The organism is Flavobacterium sp. ov086, assembly GCF_900187965.1.
Classification (GTDB): domain Bacteria; phylum Bacteroidota; class Bacteroidia; order Flavobacteriales; family Flavobacteriaceae; genus Flavobacterium.
Genome location: NZ_FZNL01000002.1, coordinates 56,491 through 77,680, shown reverse-complemented (window position 1 = coordinate 77,680; position 21,190 = coordinate 56,491). Strand labels below are relative to the sequence as shown.

Genomic DNA, 21,190 nt, shown 5'->3' with positions numbered 1-21,190 from the left:
TACCAATTTAAGCTTTGCTTTATCACCATTAAAAAATGATAAACAGCAACAATAGTCCATTTTGTACATTGATAAGAATATTTGTAATTGCCCTAACCTCTACAGTAAATGAAGAAACAAATTACTTTTCTCCTTTTTATGATAACAACAATCAGTCTCTCCCAAAATTCTGAAAAATGGAACCAATACATAAAAAAAGAAAAATCAGGAAAATTTGAGAAATATTATCTAACATCTTTACAAAATGCGCATCACAACAAATATAAGGTTGTAAAAAAACTGGACAGTACTGATTGTATTGTTGAAAATGAAAATTTAAGATCTAATAGACTTTTAAAAAATACCATCCCCATTAATAGTTTATGGAAATTACCATCAAATTTTTCAAATCATACTGAAGAGAAATCCTATGTAATAGCAACTGATAGTATCAAAGCATTACTTACTGATTTGAAATCAAGAAATATTTCTGACATCAAAATACTGGACAATAATCTTGTACTGGTAAAAAGTGATTCAAAAAAAATCATCAATGAGATTATAGCCATAAGTAGTATAACTTCTATTTCGCAGGAATCATTACAGCCCAAAGTTGAATCTAAAATAACCGATCAAAATTTTAGTATTAATTATATAAATAAAGCCAATATTAATTTTCCTCTTGCAACTGGTGAAAATCAAATTGTAGGGATCAAAGATGATTTTTTTGATATAAATGATATTGATTTATTAAACAAGCACATTTCTTCCACAACACAATCGGCTATTGTATCGAGTCATGCAACCGCTATGGCAACTATAGTTTCCGGATTAGGAAATAGTTCAGCATTAGGAAAAGGAGTTGCTCAAAAGGCAAAGATACAATCGTCTGACTTTTTGAATATTTATCCTGATGAAGTAGCAACTTTACAAGGAGCCGCCACTCAAAATCATTCCTACGGTACAGAGATTGAGAATTTTTATGGTTCGCTTGCAAATGCTTATGATTCTCAATTGTTCTCAAATCCTGATTTGACTCATTGTTTTTCTTCCGGTAATAAGGGACTTGAAGGTTACAAATCTATTACGGGTAATTTCAAGCAATCCAAAAATAGTATTGCATTGGGCTGTATTGATCAAAACGAAGTAATTATGTCGTTTTCGTCAAAAGGTCCAGCTTATGATGGTCGGATAAAACCTGAGTTAGTAGCCTTTAGTACACAAGGAACTTCAAATTCTACAGCATTAGCCACAGGAATTATTACGCTTATGAAACAATATTATAAAACTATAAACAATACCACTTTGACTAATGCCCTTACAAAAGCAATTTTAATTAATAGTGCCAAAGATTTAGGCAACACAGGTCCGGATTTTACCTATGGTTATGGAAATATCAATGCCGATAAATGTTTAAAAACCATTAATGAAAACAGAATTATATCTGGTAGTTTGGCATCTGGTCAGACCAATTCACATATCATTATGCTTCCGGCAAATGCAAAAAACTTAAAAATCACATTAGTCTGGAATGATTTACCTGCTGAAATAAACAGTAATATCAGTTTGGTAAACGATTTGGACATAGAAGTTATTTCGCCTGACGCTACCACTTATTTACCCTGGATTCTAAATCCCGATGCTCCTGAGCAACAAGCTGTAAGAGGAAAAGATAAAATTAATAACACAGAGCAGGTCACTGTAGAAAATCCCACATCAGGATCTTATACAATCAATATCATGGGTTCATATGTATCGAATACGTCTCAGAAATACAGCATTGTTTACGAATATGAATTGGAAAATCAATTTGAATGGAATTACCCTGTCAATAATGATAATTTCCCTTATGACGGAAAAACTATTTCGCCTTTCAAATGGAATTCTTCTTTTTCTGGCCTTACCGGACAATTGTCTATCAGTTACAATAATGGGCAAACTTGGGAAATTATCGCAAATGCTATAAATCTCAATAATGAGCAATTTACTTATACCCCTCCGGAAAAAAAATTTTCGAAAGCTAAGTTAAAAATGACCATTGATAATACCGATTATATCTCTGATAGCTTTACTGTTTCTTATGATTTAAATATCAGTACAAGCTTAGTTTGTGATGGCACAACAGAAATTAATTGGGACAAACCTGCCGATGTTGCCTCATTCAATATTTATAAACTAACAGGTGATCATTTAGAATTTAAAGAACAAACCACAAATGCCACTTATGCTTATAAAGATGGAGAAATCTACACGGTTATTCCCGTATTTGACAATAGCGAAGGAATAAAAAGTGAGTCAACATTAAAGTATGTTCAAAACTCAAATTGTTATTTTGAGTTGGCTTTCGCCGAAGTTTTTGAAGAGAACAAAGTAAAAATTAATGCCAGTCTTTTCAGCTTGTACAATATCAAAAAAATTGACTTAGTAAAAATAATTAATAATGCAGAAAGTGTCGTTAGCACAATGAATGATATCAATTCAAAAACATTCTCTTTTTTGGATACTGTTCCTGTAAAAGGCACTAATAAATATAAAATAAACATAATCTTAGAAAACAATAATGTAGTAAGTTCCCTAATTGTCGATGCCAATTATTTAGGCAATGATTTGTTTTTTGTCCATCCTACGCTATTAAGCAAAAATGAAGAACTAAACATTGAAGCTAAAAAAGAGGGAAGCGCTACGTTCTATTTGTATGATATTAGCGGGCAAAATACAATTACTTCCCCATTACTTTCTAAAACCAATACCGTCAATCTAAAAAATACCGCATCAGGAATTTATATCTATAAAATAATCACAAGCTTGGGCGAAATAAAAACAGGGAAAATTGCAGTTTTTTAAACTATTGCCGGCTATTCTCAGAATTAGATTCAGATCTCTTCCAAACAAAAAAAGTGTTCAATAACGGAACACTTTTTTGTTTTTTAATTCAACCACTTTTTGCGTTTAAACCATATCAACGGTCCAATAAAGCAGGCAACTATTAAGGTGATAGCAAAAGCATATCCATATTTCCAATTCAGTTCAGGCATATTGTCAAAATTCATCCCATAAATTCCTGCAACAAGCATTGGTAACGAAATACACATTGTTATAATAGTCAGCGTTTTAAATATCTTATTTTGCTGTAAATCTATTCTTGTTGATACATAATCTTTCAGATCTTCTAAACGCTCAAAGTTGTTTTGAACGTATTCATTTATTACCGTTAAATCTGTTAGTTCCAGCAAAATTGCCTCTTTAACCTCTGGCTTTAGCTTATCACTTTTTCTTAGTAAATGTAAAATTCGTCTAAATTCATTCAGAGATTCTTTTACAATAAAATTATTAAACTTTAAAGCTGTTATTTCATTCAATCCCTGCTCTGAAAAATCATTCTCCTTTTGCAATTTCAAATAGATCGTTTTAATATTCTTTGAGATAATTTCCGTCAAGTCTGCAAAATAATCGGGTACAATTCCAATCATCATCTGAAGAAATGAATCTATCGTAAAAGGAAGGTTTTTTGTTTTATCAAAATGTTCTTGTTTTTTATTTTCGGGAATAAACTTTTCAAAATTAATATCCATAAAAGAAAGCATGATTTTCTCCTTAAGAATAAAAGAAACAATCACTTCTTCAATTTTATTGTGAGAAGAAAAATAAGGAAACGAAAAATTAAATGCCAGCTGATTTTCTTTTTCCAGATAATGAGAACTTATTTCTATATCCTCACTGTTATTGAGTATAGCAGTATCAATATCAAAAAGTTTTTCAAAAGCCGGAATATCTTTCTTGGCATAATTTATAATCTGCACACTATTTATACCCTTTAGATCTTTAGGTATTTCATCAATGCTTTTTACTTTAGTAATATTTCTGTCTGTATCTAAAAGTTCGATGGTCATGATGAAAGTTTTTCTCCAGTTTATTTTGACAAAACTTTGCCTCTGTGTTTCGAACTAAGTTAACTCCAATATTCGGATCTGCCAAAAAACAAATAAATTATGTTCCTATAAAAATATAAAACTAAACTCTAAAGATCTGATTGCAGAACTTAACTAATTAACTCAAGTTGCTAGTTAATACAGTGTAGTCCCTACTGGCAATGTCATTAAGTTAAGGGTAAATCTATAAAATCACTTTACAGTTTAATCCAGAAAGTAATTAGAAAAACCGTTTTTATCAGCGTTTTCGCTTTAGCGAATCAGTAAAATCAGCGTCTAATTTTGACGCGGATAAAACAGATTTACTTCGTAAAAACGCGGATAAAAACGGATTTGATTTGTAATATTTTTATTTTCCAAAAGCTTAACTTAATGACATTGCCCTACGGGACAAAAATTGACATGATTAAATTAATTTCTACCAAATATATAATCTCTCTGAGATATTTTTTGTTACTCCATTAGGAGTTAAATATTAATATTGGTAATAAAATCTACCAGAAAAAATATCCCGTAGGGATTAAACTTTTTTAAAGCCAATTTATTTATTGAATTGTTAAACCAGCAATCTGAATTAATTAAATATCCTGCCGAATGTATCATTGAAATCTTTTGATAAATTCCATCATGTCGCCAATTGTTTGTATGTCTCCTTTTTGGGTATTACCAAGGGCTTTTGTCTTTTCAATGTGCAACAAACTGGTTAACATGGCTTTTTGTAAGCCATTTAATGGATCGCCGCTTGTGTCGGGCTCAGGAAGTAGTTCCCTCAGGCTCATTTCTGACGGAATATCAGGCCAATCTGCTCTTTTTTGATTAGAAAAAACTTCTGTAAATGGTAAAATTGCAGGATCTTCATCCCTCTCAGTTAGCGGATTCAAGCCCCATTTCTGGCAAACTGTTTTTATGAATGATGTATGCTCAAACTGTCCGTTGATTATCGTCTTGGGCTGAATATAGGAAGATATCATTATCATAGGAACACGAACACCAAGACGGTCAAACGTGAAATCACATTCTCCTATCATACCAGCAACAGGCGGTACCGTTTTTGGCGGAGCAACATGATCATAACAGCCACCATGTTCATCATGAGTGATAATAAAAAGTATTTTATCTCTTTTTGGACTGTTCTTAATAGCGTTATACACTTCTCGAATTAGTTCATCTCCTAATTTTACTGTACCAGTAGCCAATTTGTGATTCACTGCTGACGGATGCTGATCGTTGTGCTTATGAAGAAATTGAGGTTCTACAAACGAATATTTGGGCAGTGTTCCAAATTCTAAATCGAAGAAAAAATCAAGATGCCCATGCGTATTGTCTGTTCCTTCTCCTGTGCCGTTAACAATATAAGTCAGACTCAGAGGCGCAATAGGTGAATAGACTTTCCACGAAACATTATTATCGTTCATGCGATCAAAAATAGTTGGCAGTGACCAAACCTCTTTTATCCACAAATCCATACCACTCAAATCACCATCAATGCCGGGAAGACCGGTTCCATCTTCACCAAGCGGATTAATCACTTTACCTCCTGAACTTGCCGCATGCCAAAACGCCCGATTACAATAAGTCTGACTTGGCACTGAACAATACCAGTGATCAAAAACCGCAAATTCTTTTGCTAAAGTCGCCATTGCAGGAATCTGGTCTGGCTGAAAACATTGCATGATTACCTCATACTGCTCGTGTGTGGGTTGATCGATATTGTAGGTTGACCTGAGATTATTTTCATAATCGTTGACAAAACCATTCATACCAGGTATAGATGCTGAAGAGGGCAAATTGTAAGGAGCTTTCATCCTATGATCAAGCTTACCAACATTGGTGTCAGGGATAATTTTGTTAAAAAGTTGTGTATTAACATGTGGATATTCCTCACCCGGATCTGGATATGGCACCGAGTAATCAACCGCACGCGAAGGAGAAATACTCGTTTTACCCGGATCTTTAGCAGCTCTTTTGGGAATAGGATTTGCATAATCAACTTCCGGATTGTAAAGTCCATCAAAAGACTTATTTTGCGGTACTTCATCGTTCTCGTAGAGATAACCTAACAGATTGTCGAAAGAACGGTTTTCAAGCATAAGAACTACGATATGATCGAAAGTTTCCAGACCGTCAAATTGGTTTTGGTTTTCCATTTTTAACTGTTTTTACATTACAATATATAAGTAAATTACGACAATTAAAACCAAAATTATACACGTAATTCTACGTGTTTTATGAAAAACATATCAAAAATTAAATTAGGAACCAATCAGCAAATTGCATTTAGTGAAATACAAAACCTTGCTTTTCTAATCACTTATCCTCTACTTTTTGTTTTTAAACCAGAAGTTTCTTTTCATTGGTGGCAACCAAAAAAGTATACAACAACTCTAAGAACAGCTGCTTAAAATCATTTCTATTAAATCGTTATTTTTCATAAAAAAAAGCCCAACATCACAGAGATATTGGGCTTAACTTCAAAAAACATAATTATTCAAACCAATCGAATAATATGAATCGTTTATTTCAGGAACAAAGACTAAACTTTAATTCCCAATATTAAATTTTCAATTTTAGAATGTGAAATTTCCGGGTTTGCTCCCGGAGCTTCGGCTACTAATGCTCCAACTGCGCAAGCAAAATCAATTGCTTTTTGCGGTTCTTTTCCCGTAAGTAATGAACTTATTAAAGCTGCTAAAAATGAATCTCCTGCGCCTACTGTATCGGCAACTTCAACAGGATACCCTGCATTTTCGAAGATTTGACCATTCCACATTAGTAAAGCTCCATGTTTGCCTCTGGTAACGCACATTGCAGTTACTTTGGTTCTTTCTGCAATAAAATGCATATTGTCTTCTAAACTGGCAAACGGTGACTTCATCTCTGCAGTAATCTCTAATAATTCTTCATCATTGAACTTAATAAAATCCGAAGAGTGCATTAATTGCTCCAGCATTTCATAAGAATAATGCGGTTTTCTTAAATTAACATCAAAGACCTTATAGGCTTTTGTTTGCAGCAATTCTTCCAAAGATTTCCTTGAAACCTCATCTCTGCAAACCAGACTTCCATAAATTAAAACATCGGCATCCAATGCGGTTTTCTTTGCAAAATCATTTAATACAATCTTATCCCAAGCCGATGGATAACTGATTTCATAACTTGCCGAACCACGTTCGTTTACGGTTACATTTACCAAACCAGTTGGAAATTCTTCTGATTTAATAATGGCAGCTGTTTCAAGACCTAAACTTTTTACCTGATTTATAATTGCCTTTCCATTTTCATCATTTCCTACACAGCTAATCATGGCTACTTCGCAGCCTAATGTTTTCATACGCAGTGCTACATTGAGCGGTGCGCCACCAATCTTTTTTTCATTGGCAAAAACATCCCAAAGCACTTCTCCGTAGGCCACTGCCTTAAGGTTTTTTCCGTTATTCATTCTAAAATTATTTTATATTAATGTTATTCTGGTCTCGTGATCTGAAGATTAGAAAAAGTACTGTTTTGTCCTTCAGCAATTAATCCCCATTTGTTTTGATCTCTTCCGTAAATACGATTTGTTAAAGCTATTTTTCCGTTAATGTAAAGTACTAAAACGCTTCCTTCAGTAATTATTTCAATATTATATTTGGTACCTGTCTGAAATTGAAAGGGCATTCTCGTTACTTCCTGTGAGGCTGAATTATAGCCTAGAACTTTACCTTTTACTATATCAAAAACAATCTTATAATAACTTCCGGCATCATTGGTATGAAAAATAAATCCTGTAGTTCCTGCATCATTAGAGAATGTAACTTCTGCTTTTATTTTGGCTTTTTTACCTAAAGCCTTAAAAGTTGTCATTGCTTTTTCTGTTGTACCTGCTAAAGTATAACTTCCATTATTTATCGTCACATTTGCTGTCATTGCATCAACTTCAACATTACCGCTTTTTTTAGAAAATAAATCTTTAACAGATTGTGGTGCCTGAGTTCCTAATGTTCCATCGGTATTTTGAATTAATTCATGAATAACCATATTCCCTGCCCAATCTTTATTTCCTAAATCATTTTCAGGTGTTTTTCTGGCATTCCATCCAAAAACATATCTTTTATTTCCATCAGAAGCTGTTTTACCGGCATAAAAATATTCTCCGTCAATCATGTCATTTTCAGGTTTAATCCATGGTCCGTTAATAGAAGTTGCCATTCTGTAATGCGTTCCTTTATTAGTACTCCAGTCTTCAGAAAAAATCAGATACCAATAATTCCCCATTTTAAAGATATCGGCACATTCCATCATCAAATAATTATCTTGCGGTGTTGTCGTATAAATTGGCGTTTGAACATCCCATTTTCCTGAGGCAGGGTCAGCAGTCGTAAAATGCAGTAAAACCGCTTTTCTGCCTGGCTCTGTCTGTGTACTAACCAACATCGAGTACTTTTTTAGCTCATCATTATAAAAAACATGCGGATCTCTGAAATCATAATTATAATATCCTGCCGGCGCTGTAATTTTAAAAGCTGGCATTTTAGTCCAATTTTTCAAATCAGAACTTGTAGCACACAAAATACTTTCTCTGGCATTAGATTGTACAAAAGCCGGAGTTTCATTATGTCCCGTATAATAAAAGTAATACAAAGAACCCACTTTTACAACTGATCCTGTGCCAATGGCAAAATCAGGATCATTCGTTTTTCCGTATGGAATCATTTGCCCTTCGTAGGTAAAATGGGCCAAATCTGTACTTAAATATTCATGAATATCATGAAAACCTTTTCCTGCCGATTTATTCTGCGCATCATGAAGAAAATAGATATGGAATTTTCCATTGTCGAAAAAAGGCATGATATCTCCTGTATAACCCTGACTGTAATATGGATCATTTGCGCCCATCCATTGTGAAGGCGGAACAGGGAAAACACTTGATATCTCAGAATTTCCTCCTGAAATAGAACCTCCAATATACTTATCGTCCTGACTGCAGGAAACAAGCGAAAAGAAAGCGGAAGCTATTGTTATTATATTTCTATATTTCATTTTTATTGATCTCAAGATAGATTAATTTTTAGCCAAATATTTGATACTGTTTTGTGTCAGAAGCTTGATATTACCAATAAACTCATTTGCCTGACTTGGATCACCGCTGCTATTGGTTTCGTTATACCAATCATAGGCTCCCATTGAAATCACGATTACATTTTTATTAGTTCCAGTACTTGGGAATTCCGCAATGGTAACTCTTCCATCAAGACTATTATCCCATGCTTCACTCGCTAAGTTGGTTCCGCCAGTTTGGTTTCTCCAGCCTTCTCCGTTAACATATCCGCCCCAATCCGGTACAAACCACCATGCGGTATGATTTAGTCTGAAAGTTCCGCTTTGTAATAAATTTGCTTTTCCAGTTTCATACGTTGTCAGTCCTTCAAAAATTGGATGATTCTCGTGACCTACAAAAGACATTCCCCAAGAGTTTCCATCAACAAATCCATTAGGAGGAAAATCTCCAAAAACATTATTCGGTCCTTTTCCTGAAGGAACAATTCCTAAAGCATCTACATATTGTGAAGCAAAAGATGTTAAAAGTAAATTCCCTCCGTTAGCTCTAAAACTCTTTAAAGCGGTAGTAACGGCAGGTTTATAGGCAATTGCCGGTAAATTTGCTGCGGAATCAAAATGCCACCAAATTACATCAACGTCACTTAAATCAGCACCATTTTGAATACTCTCAAACGAAATGTATTTCGCTCTGGTAAAAGTGGAAAAGAACCAATCAGCGGCAGTAATTTCATCCAGATTTGTAATTTCGGCTCTCGTTGCGGCAGTTCCTAAAAAAGCAACAGCTAAACCTGTTACCGGAACTCCAACGTTAGCAGTATAATTCACGCTTTTTCCATTAGATGTTATTACAAATGTCACTGCGTTTGTAAAATCAATTGTCGCACCGGAAGCAGGCGAAATAGTAACACCTTCTGTTGCTTCTATAACTGGTTTTAAAGCGGTTAAATTAGTGCCTTCCTGCAAGGTTATAGTAATGGTTTTATTAGCATCGTTTACGGTTGCTGCAACTCCATTAATGGTAAAACTCTTAATTGGACTTAAAACTACTGTCGTAACGGTGTAGTCTTTGTACAAATTGCCATTTGTAACTCTAAACTTTACAAGATTTGTAAAATTAGCAGGTACTGTTACATCCAGATTTGATGTTGCGCCTTGTGCGAGTATCATCTCAGGCTTTACTGCTGTGATGTCAGATCCATAAGGCATCGTGATATTAATCTTTCCTGTTTTTTGGTCAATTTGACCAGCTACTCCGTTTATTTTAAAAGAAGTAACATTAGACGGTGAATTCACATCAAAACCGCCATTTTCGAAGCTGTTCTCGCAGGCAGTAATCATAAAAAATACTGCCAGTATCAAAGACACTTTGGTCCAATTTTTATATATAAATTTTCTCATGTTGATGTTCTTAAATTAGATTAATAACCAGGATTTTGTTTGTATAATCCCTGACTGAAATTAATTTGTTTCAACGGAATTGGACAATATTCTTCTTTATGCGCATCAAAAAAGGCATCCTGATAATAAGTTCGTTTTGATTTTTCCCCTGCATAAAAATCATTCATGACCTGATCTGTAACACCCCAACGAACTAAATCAAAGAAACGGTTTCCTTCCATCGCCAACTCTAAACGACGCTCCCAACGCAAAGCTTTACGGGCAAAATCCTGTGTCCAATTGCAATTAACTCCATCAACATAAGTATTGATTTTAAAATTATTTACATACGGAAGTCTTCCTGTACTTTGTGCTGCTCTTTCTCTAATTTGATTGATTAATGGCAAAGCTTCTGCTTGTCTTCCTAATTCAATCAAGGCTTCGGCACGCATCAAAATCACATCAGCATAACGAATCTGGATTCTGTTTTTTGAATTTCCGTAAAACGGATCAATATTTACTACGCAACTGCAGTTTGGCGCCACATTCTCTTTTAATGAAGCAAAATAACCGTAAGTTCCCGGAGATCGTACCCATGCTTCAACGTACAAAAATTCAGGATCATATTTATAAGGCAATCCCGGCATTGCAACGGTGTGATACAATCTTGGATCAACTGTATTGGCGTCTATATTTTTATAATCGAAATCCTCATCGTTATAAGTATCAAATTCCGGTAAACCATTTGTACCTGTTTTAAAAGCATTTACTAAATTTTGACTTGGCTTATGAAAATCACAGCATCCTAAACCTTGTGGAGTTGACAATACATCAGAAAAATTTAATCTTCCGTATAAAGTTCCATCGTTGTCAGAGAATTGAATCGAGAAAATAGATTCGGCTCCGTTTTCATAAGTTCCCGGTAAAAAGTTATTTGCAAAATCAGGCTCCAAACTTGCTTTTCCAATTACTTTGTCTGTCGCTGCAATTACTTCCTGCAAATGCTGCTGATTGATTCCTGTAACTTTATAAGTTTCATCTTGCGTATAAGCCTGATATAAACGAGTTTTTGCCAGATAAGCATACGCCGCTTTTTTTGTCGCGCGGCCAACTTGTCCCTGAGCTTCCGGCAAACCATCGGCTGCAGCCTGAAAATCTTCTGCAATTTTGTTCCAAAGATCTTCGTTTGAAAGCACTTTATTGGAGATGGTTTTATAATTTTCTACGAGAATATCTTCTGTGATGTAAGGAACATTTCTGAACATAATTTTCAGCATAAAATAAAAATGTCCTCTTAAAAAACGCATTTCAGCCATACGTGTTTTCTTTAATGGATAATCTGCTTCTGAGATTTGTTCTAATGCTTTCAAAGCTTTATTGGCTCTCGAAACGCCCACATAACTGATGTACCAAAAAGAATCTAATTCGCCAAAATCCGATCTGATATTATTCGAAACTTCAAAAAAGTGAAAATCCTGAATATCGTTAGTTCCGCTTCCGCCTTTGTAAGCATCATCAGAACGCACATTACCAAATGGCCACAAGCTATACGGCGAATCATAATGGTCGTTCCCTAATTGTGCGTAAGCCGCATTCATAAATCCTTCTACTGTTTGCGGTGTAACAATATCTTCTTCTGAAAGTACTCCACGAGGATCATTTTCCAGAAAATCTGAGCAGGAACCCAAGATTCCAAGTGCTAAAAAACCGGTTATATATAGTAATTTTTTCATGTTTTTTTGATTTAATCTTTTATTATAAAGTAAAATTAAGACCTGCCGTAAAAGTCGTTGGCTGCGGATATCCAAACCCTGCATTCTCAGGATCTACACCTGTGAAACTTTTAGCATCAATGATCAATAAATTTTGTCCGCTTATGTAGAATCTAAAGCTGTCAAAATTCATTTTTTTCAATAAATCTTTTGGTAAACTGTATCCAAATTGCAAAACACGCAGTTTAAGATAATCTCCTTTTTCTACATAATAAGTTGAAAATCTTGATTCGGCATTTCTATCAACCGTTGTTAAAGCCGGAATAGTAGAATTTGGATTATCCAATGACCATGCATTAAGCAAACGTGTTCCTTTATTAGACCCTACATCGTCAACACTCCAGAAATCAGTTTGATATTTGGTCTTATTGATTACATCAACATCACTTGCTCCTTCCCAGAAAGTGGTAAAATCCCAATTTTTATATCCTAAACTTAGATTAATTCCATAGGTTAATCCCGGATTTGGATTTCCTATCCACGTACGATCTTTGTCTGTTATGGTTCCATCTCCGTTTAAATCTTTGTAACGAATTCTACCAAGGCCTTTTCCTTCCTGAATAGCCGAGTTATTTACTTCGTCCTGACTTTTGAACAATCCGTCCGTAACATAACCGTACATAGAGTTAAATGGACGTCCCAGAATATTATCATTTAATCCGTCTCCTCCATAATTATTTTTTACCTCATCCGGTAATTGTGTAATCTTATTTTTGTTTGCCGAAATATTTCCTGAGATATCATATTTCAGTCCAAATGATGTTTCATCGTGGTATCCTAAAGAAAATTCCCATCCTTTATTTTCCATTGAAGCTCCATTTACCCAGCGATCTCCACCCTCTCCAATTACTGCTAAATAAGCCGGTAAAACCAGAATATCTTCTGCTTTCTTAATGTAATAATCAATAGATCCGCTTAATTTTTGTTTAAATAAACCAAAATCTAAGCCTATGTTGGTTTGAGTTGTAGTTTCCCATTTTAAATCATCATTTCTGGATTGCGTTTTTATAAAACCAGAAGGAAGCAAACCGTTTCCGTTTCCTGCAATATCATAAGCGGTACCGTAAGACGTTGCCCAAGTTGGACTTCCTCCAGCATAACTTGCTAAGTACAAACTGTAAACAGCTGTATTGCTAATTTCCTGATTTCCGGTTTGTCCCCATCCTGCACGAAGTTTTAAATCAGAAAAAACAGGTGCATTGTTTTTGATGAAATTTTCATTAGAAATTCTCCATCCTGCAGAAACTGCCGGAAAGGTTCCGAATTGATTGTTTTTACCAAAACGAGAAGAACCATCACGGCGAATTGTAGCCGAGAATAAGTAACGGTTATCAAACTCATAATCTACTTTTCCAAAATAAGAAAGCAATGAATATAGTGTTGAAGTTCCGCTTGTAAACGATTCTCCTGTTCCTGCATCAGGATACATATAATCTGGAGTTTCGATCAAGAAATCATTTTTACGCAAGGTGTTTGTATCAAAAACATCTTTATACATCTCGGTTCCTGCCATTAAATTCAAATTGCTTTTCCCTAAATTCAAACTATATATTGCCGTATTGGTCCACGTCCACTTATCACTTACAGATTGGTCAATAGTAACAGATGTCTGATCGTTTTTCAGATATCCGGACTTGTAACTTCTTTGCAGCGTACGTTTTTTATAAAATCCGTAATCGATACCAAAACTACTCTTAATATGAAGGTTTTTGATAATCTCTAAATCCGCATACATATTTCCAAAAAGACGTAAATAATCATATTTATTGTCTTTGTTATATTCTAAAAGACGAACCGGATTTTGTCTGTCATTCATTCCGCCAACTGGTCCTCCCCATCCTTTTCCATCAACTGTATGTACCGGAATAATTGGCAAAGCACGAAGCGCAGGATCCAGAACTCCAGGATCTGTAACTTCATTGGTACGGGTCATTGAGAAGTTTTCTCCAATAACCAATTTCCCGTCAAAATATTTATAAGAACCGTTCATTCTTGCAGAAATTCTCTCGAAATCAGTTGTTTTTACAACTCCTTCATTTCCATAATATCCCAAAGAAAAAAGGTAGCTTCCTTTGTCTGATGCATTAGAAACCGATAAATCATAAGATTTTGCTATTCCTGTTTGCGAAATTGCATCGTACCAATCTGTATTAGATGATTTCAAAGTTTGAGCTGCATCTAAATATTCCGGAACTAAGACTTTGTTTAACTGTGGTTTGTTATTCTTTACAGTCCAGTCAAATTGATAGCTCACGTTATTATTATTCGGGTTTAACCCATCGTTAATATTTGCCTGCCATAAAGCCTGACCAAATTGATCCGCATTTAGCACTTTCTGTTTTCTGGAATAATCAGAAATCGAAGTATAAGTACTGAAATTGATTCTCATTTTACCTTCTTTTCCTTTTTTGGTAGTAATGATAATTACTCCGTTTGAAGCGCGAGAACCATAAATACTTGCCGAAGATGCATCTTTTAAAACCTGAATGGTTTCAATATCATTCGGATTTAGTTCGTGCATTCCTGATTTAGTAGGCATTCCGTCAATTACATAAAGAGGATCTGTATTGTTTAAAGTTCCTATTCCACGAATTACCACTTTAGTATTAGCTCCACTTGGAGATCCATCAGAAGAAACTTTCACCCCTGCTACCCTTCCTTGCAGCGCTTTAATTGGATTTGGTTCCGTTTGTTTCATGACTTCCTTCATGTTTACAACAGCAACTGCTCCGGTAATATCTGTTTTCTTTTGTTTTGAATATCCTGTTACTACAACTTCATTAAGTTGATTGTTATCAACTTTTAAAGTTACATTTAATGTTTTTTGCCCTTTTACCGAAATAGATTGTGGTGCATATCCGATAAAAGAAACAACAATTACAGCATCTGATTTTATATTCCCGAAAGAAAAATTACCATCAAAATCTGTTACTGTACTGGTATTTGTACCCGAAATAAGTACGGTTGCTCCCGGAAGCGGCATTCCGTCGTCTGACGAAATTACTGTTCCTTTAATCCCGCTTTCCTGAGCTGTCATCACCAGCATTGGAAAGAAGAAAAATAGAAAATAAATAATTTTACTTTTCATGAGGTTAGTGGTTTTTAGTTAGTTTATATTTAATTGGTTAATTACGAGGTTGCTCAGTTCAACTCCTTCGTTTGAAGAAACTGATAGAGAAGTAAATGGCTGGTTTGTGAAAAAGATTTCTGTTATTACTTTTTCGCCATTATTGTAAAATATTTCAATAGATGTTTTGTCTAAAATGATTTTAAAAACACCTTCTTTTTGATTTCCGTCTAAAATTGCTTTGGTAGTTGTTGAAGCAAATTTTTCAGAGAAATCATTTTTTCCTGCTTTCGAGCGATCTGTAAATAAATAGTGCTCTGAATTATTGATCCCAAAAGTCAAAGATTCTCCAATTGCGTTTGAAAGTGTAAAAGTGTACGTATCCTGTTTTAAGTTTTTTAAATTAAAATTGACAATTGCCTGAGTCAAATCGATTTTTCCTGCTCCAAGAATTGAAAGTTTTCCTTTTCCTTTCAGACTCTTTTCTTTGATTGTTTTAGAAACATATTTGTTGATTTCTTTTACAGGATTACTGATTAGACTATAATCATTTCCTTTTTTTATCAACTGAATTTCGCGGGCAATTGTCGTGCTGCTTCTCCATGCAAATGTTGGAACATCTTGCGCATACTCCCAGTTAGACATCCACCCGATAAATAATCGACGTCCGTCGGTACTTGGAACATTATTCCAGGTTACTCCTGCATAATTATCTTTTCCGTAATCGATCCAAACCGCTTTTTCCTGTTCTACTCTTTTGGCAAAATTTGAATCTAATGTAAAAGTTGTTCCATCAAAATCTCCAATAAAATATTGCGTTCCGGAACCTCCGTTAGCTCCACCCGGATTTAAACTCTGAATCAAAACCCATTTGGTTTCATTGGTTCCTTTAACTTTTATCTGAAAGAAATCCGGACATTCCCAAACACCTCCGTGAGCTCCGATATTTTTTCCGAAATCAGATAAATATTCCCAGTTTTTAAGATCTTTTGATTTGTAAAACTGAGATCGGTCCTGAGCTGCCAAAACCAAGATCCATTGTTTATGCGTTTCATCCCAAGTCGCTTTTGGATCACGAAAATCACGAATTCCAGGGTTTTTCACGACAGGATTTCCTTCCTTAAATTTCTGCCATGTAAAACCATTGTCGTTCGAATATGCAATATCCTGCTGCTCAACATCGATTTTGTTTTCTTTTTCTTTTGTCATATCATGCAGCGTATAAATCGCCACAATCGGAGCTGTTTTTCCTGTACCTAAACCCGATGTATTGTGAGTATCAACAACAGCACTTCCCGAAAAAATATATTTGTCGTTGTCCGGATAAATCGCAATAGGCTGTTCTTCCCATTTAACTAAGTCTTTACTAATTGCATGTCCCCAGTGCATTGGTCCCCATTTATTTCCGTCAGGATAATACTGAAAGAACAAATGATAATATCCGTTCGCATAAAACATTCCATTTGGATCATTCATCCAGCCTTTTTTTGGCGTAAAATGAAAGTTAGGACGGTACATTTTTTCTTCAGTTGATGTTGAAACTGTAACTTCTGTTTTTTGAGCCACAGCCAGATATGGTTTACAACCTGCTATTAAAAGTACGAGTGCACTATAAAATGTCAGCGATAGATGTTTCTTTGATTTCATGTTTTTTGATATTTTTTTTGGTTAGATTTTCACTTAATACTTCTAAGGATATTCCCTTAGTTTCCGGCATTATAAAAATTACAAACAGTAATTGTAACACCATCATAAGCGTAAAAATTAAGAAAACAACATCAGGCCCAATTTCTGAGAATAACATTGGAATTAAAGATGGAATAATTGCTGCCAAAACCCAATGTACTGAACTTCCAAAAGCTTGTCCCGATGCACGAATGTGATTTGGAAAAATTTCTGAAATAAAAACCCAGATTACAGCTCCCTGACCAATGGCGTGAGAAGCAATAAATAAGAAAAGGAAAATAGGTACAGATAATCCTCCCCAATTGAAATAAAACGAAGCCGAAACTAATCCTAAAGAAATAATATATCCGATAGAACCAATGTACATTAACAACTTTCTTCCTAATTTGTCAATTAATGCAACTCCGATTAAAGTAAATATAAGATTGGTTATCCCGATTCCGATACTACTCAATAAAGCTGTGTTTTGTCCTAAACCTGCCTCTTCAAAAATTCTTGGCGCATAATACAAGAAGGCATTGATTCCTGAAAACTGATTAAAAAATGCTATTAAAAAAGCCAGCATTAAAGGGAAACGGTATTTTTTCATGAAGATATTTTCATGTTTGGTGATTCCGTTTTCTCTTGAATCATCCATAATATCCTTAAGATCTGCACTTGGATCGATTTTAAACAATACTTCACGCGCCTCTTCGTCTCTATTTTTAGACAATAACCATCTTGGACTTTCTGGGATTGTAAGTATAAAAAGAATATAAATAAAAGATGGAATTGCCTGAACTCCAATCATCCAACGCCAGGCATTTTCGCCAATATCTTTCAAGAAGTAATTGGATATAAAGGCAATTAAAATTCCCAATACAATATTAAATTGATACAAAGCTACTAAGCGTCCGCGTTTGTCAGCCGGAGCAATTTCAGAAACATAAGCCGGAGCAGCAATAGTTGAAGCGCCTACACCTAAACCTCCAATAAATCTAAAGACAGCAAAAACATAAGGATCGTTTGCAAAAGATGCACCTATAGCTGAAATAAAATATAAAATCCCGATCCAGAATAGTGTTTTTTTACGACCTATTTTATTGGTTGGAATTCCTCCAAAAATAGCACCTACAACTGTTCCCCAAAGTGCCATTGCCATAACAACGGATCCATGAAAAGCATCAGATGAATGCCAAAGAAGCTGCAATTGTTTATCAGCTCCAGAAATAACTACGGTATCAAAACCGAATAGAAAACCTGCCAGTGCAGCAGTAACAGACCAAATCAATATCTTGTTCATTGTAGATGTATTAAAAACTTATCGCTAAGATATCCGCAAAAAAAACAACTTATTTTTAATGATGTTACAATTTAATTCTATAAATACTGATAGTTTGATATTTAAACAACAAAAGCTTTATTTACAAGGCTTTAGACAATTTAAAATTTATTTACGAAAACCGTGTAGTTTCGATTTTGTTACATTAGGTTTAAAATTGATACCTCATTTGTATCAATTTTAAACTAATATTAATTAGACGATTTGTATTCCTTTGGTGAAATTCCAAATTTATTCTTAAAAGCTGTAGAAAAATAGTTTGGAGAAGAGAATCCTAGTGAGTATGCAATTTCTGAAATATTCATATTATTGGACTTCAAAAGCTCTGCTGCTTTCTCCAATTTTACATTATTAATATGATCACTGATATTAATTCCGATAATAGCTTTTACCTTTCGATACAACTGAACTCTTGAAACTCCAAGTTTATCTGCTAAATCCTCGACAGAGAATTTAGGATTTTCAACATTCATCTTAATAATATCATTCATTTTAGTAATAAACGACTGTTCCTGATTGCCAAATTTAGATTCCGGTTCAATACGATAAATGTTGTTGGTATAATAATAACGCAGCTTTTCTCTGTTGAAAAGCAAGCTGGAAATAGATTGTTTTAAAATAGAAAGACTAAAGGGTTTTGTCAGATATTGATCAACACCGCTCTGTAACCCTTTTAAAACCGATTCTTTGTTACTTTGAGCCGTTAAAATAATAATAGGGATATGTGACGAACGCAAATCCTTTTTCAATTCTTTGCTAATTTCATATCCGTCTTTGTCAACCAGATTAATGTCGCAAATGATGATATCCGGAATAATTTCCATTACTTTTTCAATAGCATCACTCCCGTCAGAAGTATAAACTACGTATTCACTGGATAATTTGGCTTTTAAAAATATGACTAAATCTATATTGTCTTCTATTACTAAAAGTGTATGTTTTTCTGATTCAGAGATTACATTGCCTTGATTTAAATCCGACTCTATATCTAAATTATCCAATATTAGATTTGGAGTACTATTTAGATTTTCGGCTTTATTTACAATTTCAGAAGGTTGTAAATGACTGTTTCCTTTTAATAAGGTAATTACAAATTCACTTCCTTGTTTTGATTTTAATTCGATTGTTCCCTGATGCAAAAGCACAAATTCTTTGGAGAGATGAAGTCCTATTCCTGAGCTGTTTTTATTATTATTTGATGCTCTGAAAAAAGGATTAAATACATTCGACAATTCATTTTCAGGTATTCCAATTCCGGAATCTTTAAAACTAATTCGAACTGTATTGTCCTGATTTTCTACAATCGAAATACTAATTTTACCGTTATCCGGCGTAAATTTAAAAGCATTTGAAAGCAAATTGAAATATACTTTATCCATTAATCCCCTATCAATAAATAATTCCAGATTTTTGTTTTTGCAAATAAGCTGAAAATCAATATTTCTGCGGGCAGCTTCACCTTTAAAGTTGGTCATTACTTCGTTTGTAAAATCATAAATTTTAGTATTTGAAGCTCTTAAGGTAAATTTCTGCTCTTCAATTTTTCTAAAATCCAGCAATTGATTTATTAATCTGAGTAATCGATTTGAATTTTTATGAATTAGTTTTACTTCATCAATAAGCGCCGTTCCTTTAATTTTTTCATTTTCAATCAACGATTCCACATAACTCATAATAAGCGTTATGGGTGTTTTAAATTCATGTGATAGTCCGGTAAAGAAATTCAATTTTGCTTCGTTGCTTCTTTGGGCAATTTGAGCCATTTCCTGAATTTCATTATTCTGATCAATTACCGTTTGATTGATTCTTTCGAGTTGTTTTTTCTTTCTTGAAATAGAAATAGTCGAATAAATACTGTAAACGGTCAAACTCAAAATAATCACAAGGAAAAAACTCAATAAGCGAACCAGATTATTCTGTGAGGCATATTCTCTTTCCTGAACTTTTATTGCTCCTTGCTGTGACTCAATAACGACTTGCTGCTGATCTACTTTATCCATTTGGTTTTCGATAATTTCGGCGTTATTTTGATCGATAACTATCGTATTTAGGATATTATTTTTAGAAATGGGTTCTTTATTATACATTTTCAGAGCCAGTTTCAATGCTTCGTTTCCTCCTGTTGGATACAAAATAGTTCCATTTAAAACACCACTTTTTACTAATTCTATACCACCATTCACAGAATTCAATCCGTCAACTCCTAAAAACTTAATTTTCTTTTCTAACCCTAAGGTTTTCGCAGTTTCCCACGCGCTTAAAGCCATACGGTCATTATGGGCAAAAATATATTCAATGTCTGGGTTTTGTAAAAGAATTGCTTTTAATGGTGCTTTAACTGATTCTCCCTCCCAATCGCCATGAATAGTGTTCTCTACTTTGAAACGTTTGTTTTCATTGATGATCTGATCAAATCCAAGGCTTCTTTCATAAGCAGGTGAAGAGCCGTTTGCTCCGGTAATTTCAATAATTTTACCGGAACCTTTGCTGTGCGAAATAATATAACGAGCTGCAATTCTCCCAATTTCAATATTATCAGCACCTAAATAAGCAGTATAATTTTCGCCTTCAATTTTTCGATCCACAACAAGAACAGGAATTCCGGCTTTAATCGATTTTTCGACCACCGCCGTTAAAGGTTTAGATTGAATTGGAGATACAATAATAACGTCTACTTTATTAGAAATAAATCTTTCGATGTCTTCTATTTGCTTCTCGATATTATTGTTCGCATCCTTAATAGTCAAATCAACTTCTGGTCTTAAGGAAGCTTCAATTTTTATAGAACTGTTCATTTGCTTGCGCCAATCGTCAGTCGTCATAGCCTGCGAAAATCCGACTTTAATTTTATCTCCCTGTTTTTGTTTACAAGAACTTAAACTTAATGATACTAAAATAAGCAGCAAAAAATATTTTACAAATTTGTACATGAAATAGCAAATTTAAATAAATGAAAATGAGTTTAGAAAACGCCTTCCCGAACCGAGTAACTTGCCAAAATAATTAGGAAGGATTATTT

The 21,190-nt window shown here is 34.2% G+C and carries 12 protein-coding genes; 2 read left to right on the top strand and 10 right to left on the bottom strand.

Annotation, left to right across the window (positions count from 1 at the left end; translation table 11 throughout):
• Window positions 1-108 precede the first annotated feature (108 nt).
• On the top strand, window positions 109-2,823 hold the full coding sequence (locus tag CHB81_RS02590) for a S8 family serine peptidase (RefSeq protein WP_089350336.1): 2,715 nt from the start codon (window positions 109-111) through the stop codon (window positions 2,821-2,823).
• Between the two features lie 83 nt (window positions 2,824-2,906).
• Here the strand turns inward: CHB81_RS02590 and CHB81_RS02585 are convergent, their stop codons facing one another.
• Window positions 2,907-3,869, bottom strand: a complete 963-nt coding sequence (locus tag CHB81_RS02585; RefSeq protein WP_089350335.1) for a CorA family divalent cation transporter — start codon at window positions 3,867-3,869, stop codon at window positions 2,907-2,909.
• 638 nt (window positions 3,870-4,507) lie between these two features.
• Window positions 4,508-6,055 carry an alkaline phosphatase family protein gene (locus CHB81_RS02580; protein ID WP_089350334.1) on the bottom strand — a complete coding sequence of 516 codons (1,548 nt, stop codon included), beginning with the start codon at window positions 6,053-6,055 and terminating at the stop codon, window positions 4,508-4,510.
• Window positions 6,056-6,136: 81 nt separating this feature from the next.
• Here CHB81_RS02580 and CHB81_RS26785 point away from each other — a divergent pair, with 81 nt between their 5' ends.
• Window positions 6,137-6,310, top strand: coding sequence for a hypothetical protein (locus CHB81_RS26785; protein ID WP_176427475.1), 174 nt, complete (start codon window positions 6,137-6,139; stop codon window positions 6,308-6,310).
• Window positions 6,311-6,441: 131 nt separating this feature from the next.
• Here the strand turns inward: CHB81_RS26785 and CHB81_RS02575 are convergent, their stop codons facing one another.
• From CHB81_RS02575 to CHB81_RS02540, 8 genes are all read right to left on the bottom strand, one after another.
• Window positions 6,442-7,347 (bottom strand): carbohydrate kinase family protein, encoded by a 906-nt coding sequence (locus tag CHB81_RS02575; protein WP_089350333.1) that lies wholly within the window; start codon window positions 7,345-7,347, stop codon window positions 6,442-6,444.
• Window positions 7,348-7,370: 23 nt separating this feature from the next.
• On the bottom strand, window positions 7,371-8,927 hold the full coding sequence (locus CHB81_RS02570) for a glycoside hydrolase family 32 protein (protein WP_089350332.1): 1,557 nt from the start codon (window positions 8,925-8,927) through the stop codon (window positions 7,371-7,373).
• A gap of 21 nt (window positions 8,928-8,948) precedes the next feature.
• Window positions 8,949-10,346: a DUF4960 domain-containing protein gene (locus CHB81_RS02565; protein WP_089350331.1), complete on the bottom strand. Its 1,398-nt coding sequence runs from the start codon at window positions 10,344-10,346 to the stop codon at window positions 8,949-8,951.
• A gap of 20 nt (window positions 10,347-10,366) precedes the next feature.
• On the bottom strand, window positions 10,367-12,058 hold the full coding sequence (locus CHB81_RS02560; protein ID WP_089350330.1) for a RagB/SusD family nutrient uptake outer membrane protein: 1,692 nt from the start codon (window positions 12,056-12,058) through the stop codon (window positions 10,367-10,369).
• Between the two features lie 22 nt (window positions 12,059-12,080).
• Window positions 12,081-15,185, bottom strand: a complete 3,105-nt coding sequence (locus CHB81_RS02555) for a TonB-dependent receptor (RefSeq protein ID WP_089350329.1) — start codon at window positions 15,183-15,185, stop codon at window positions 12,081-12,083.
• Between the two features lie 18 nt (window positions 15,186-15,203).
• Window positions 15,204-16,811 (bottom strand): glycoside hydrolase family 32 protein, encoded by a 1,608-nt coding sequence (locus tag CHB81_RS02550; protein ID WP_089350328.1) that lies wholly within the window; start codon window positions 16,809-16,811, stop codon window positions 15,204-15,206.
• Entirely contained in the window at window positions 16,774-18,132 is a 1,359-nt protein-coding gene (locus CHB81_RS02545) for a sugar porter family MFS transporter (protein WP_089350327.1), read from the bottom strand. Before CHB81_RS02545 ends, CHB81_RS02550 begins: the two co-directional genes overlap by 38 nt.
• Before the next feature lie 230 nt (window positions 18,133-18,362).
• Window positions 18,363-21,101: a substrate-binding domain-containing protein gene (locus CHB81_RS02540; protein ID WP_089350326.1), complete on the bottom strand. Its 2,739-nt coding sequence runs from the start codon at window positions 21,099-21,101 to the stop codon at window positions 18,363-18,365.
• Window positions 21,102-21,190: the final 89 nt, after the last annotated feature.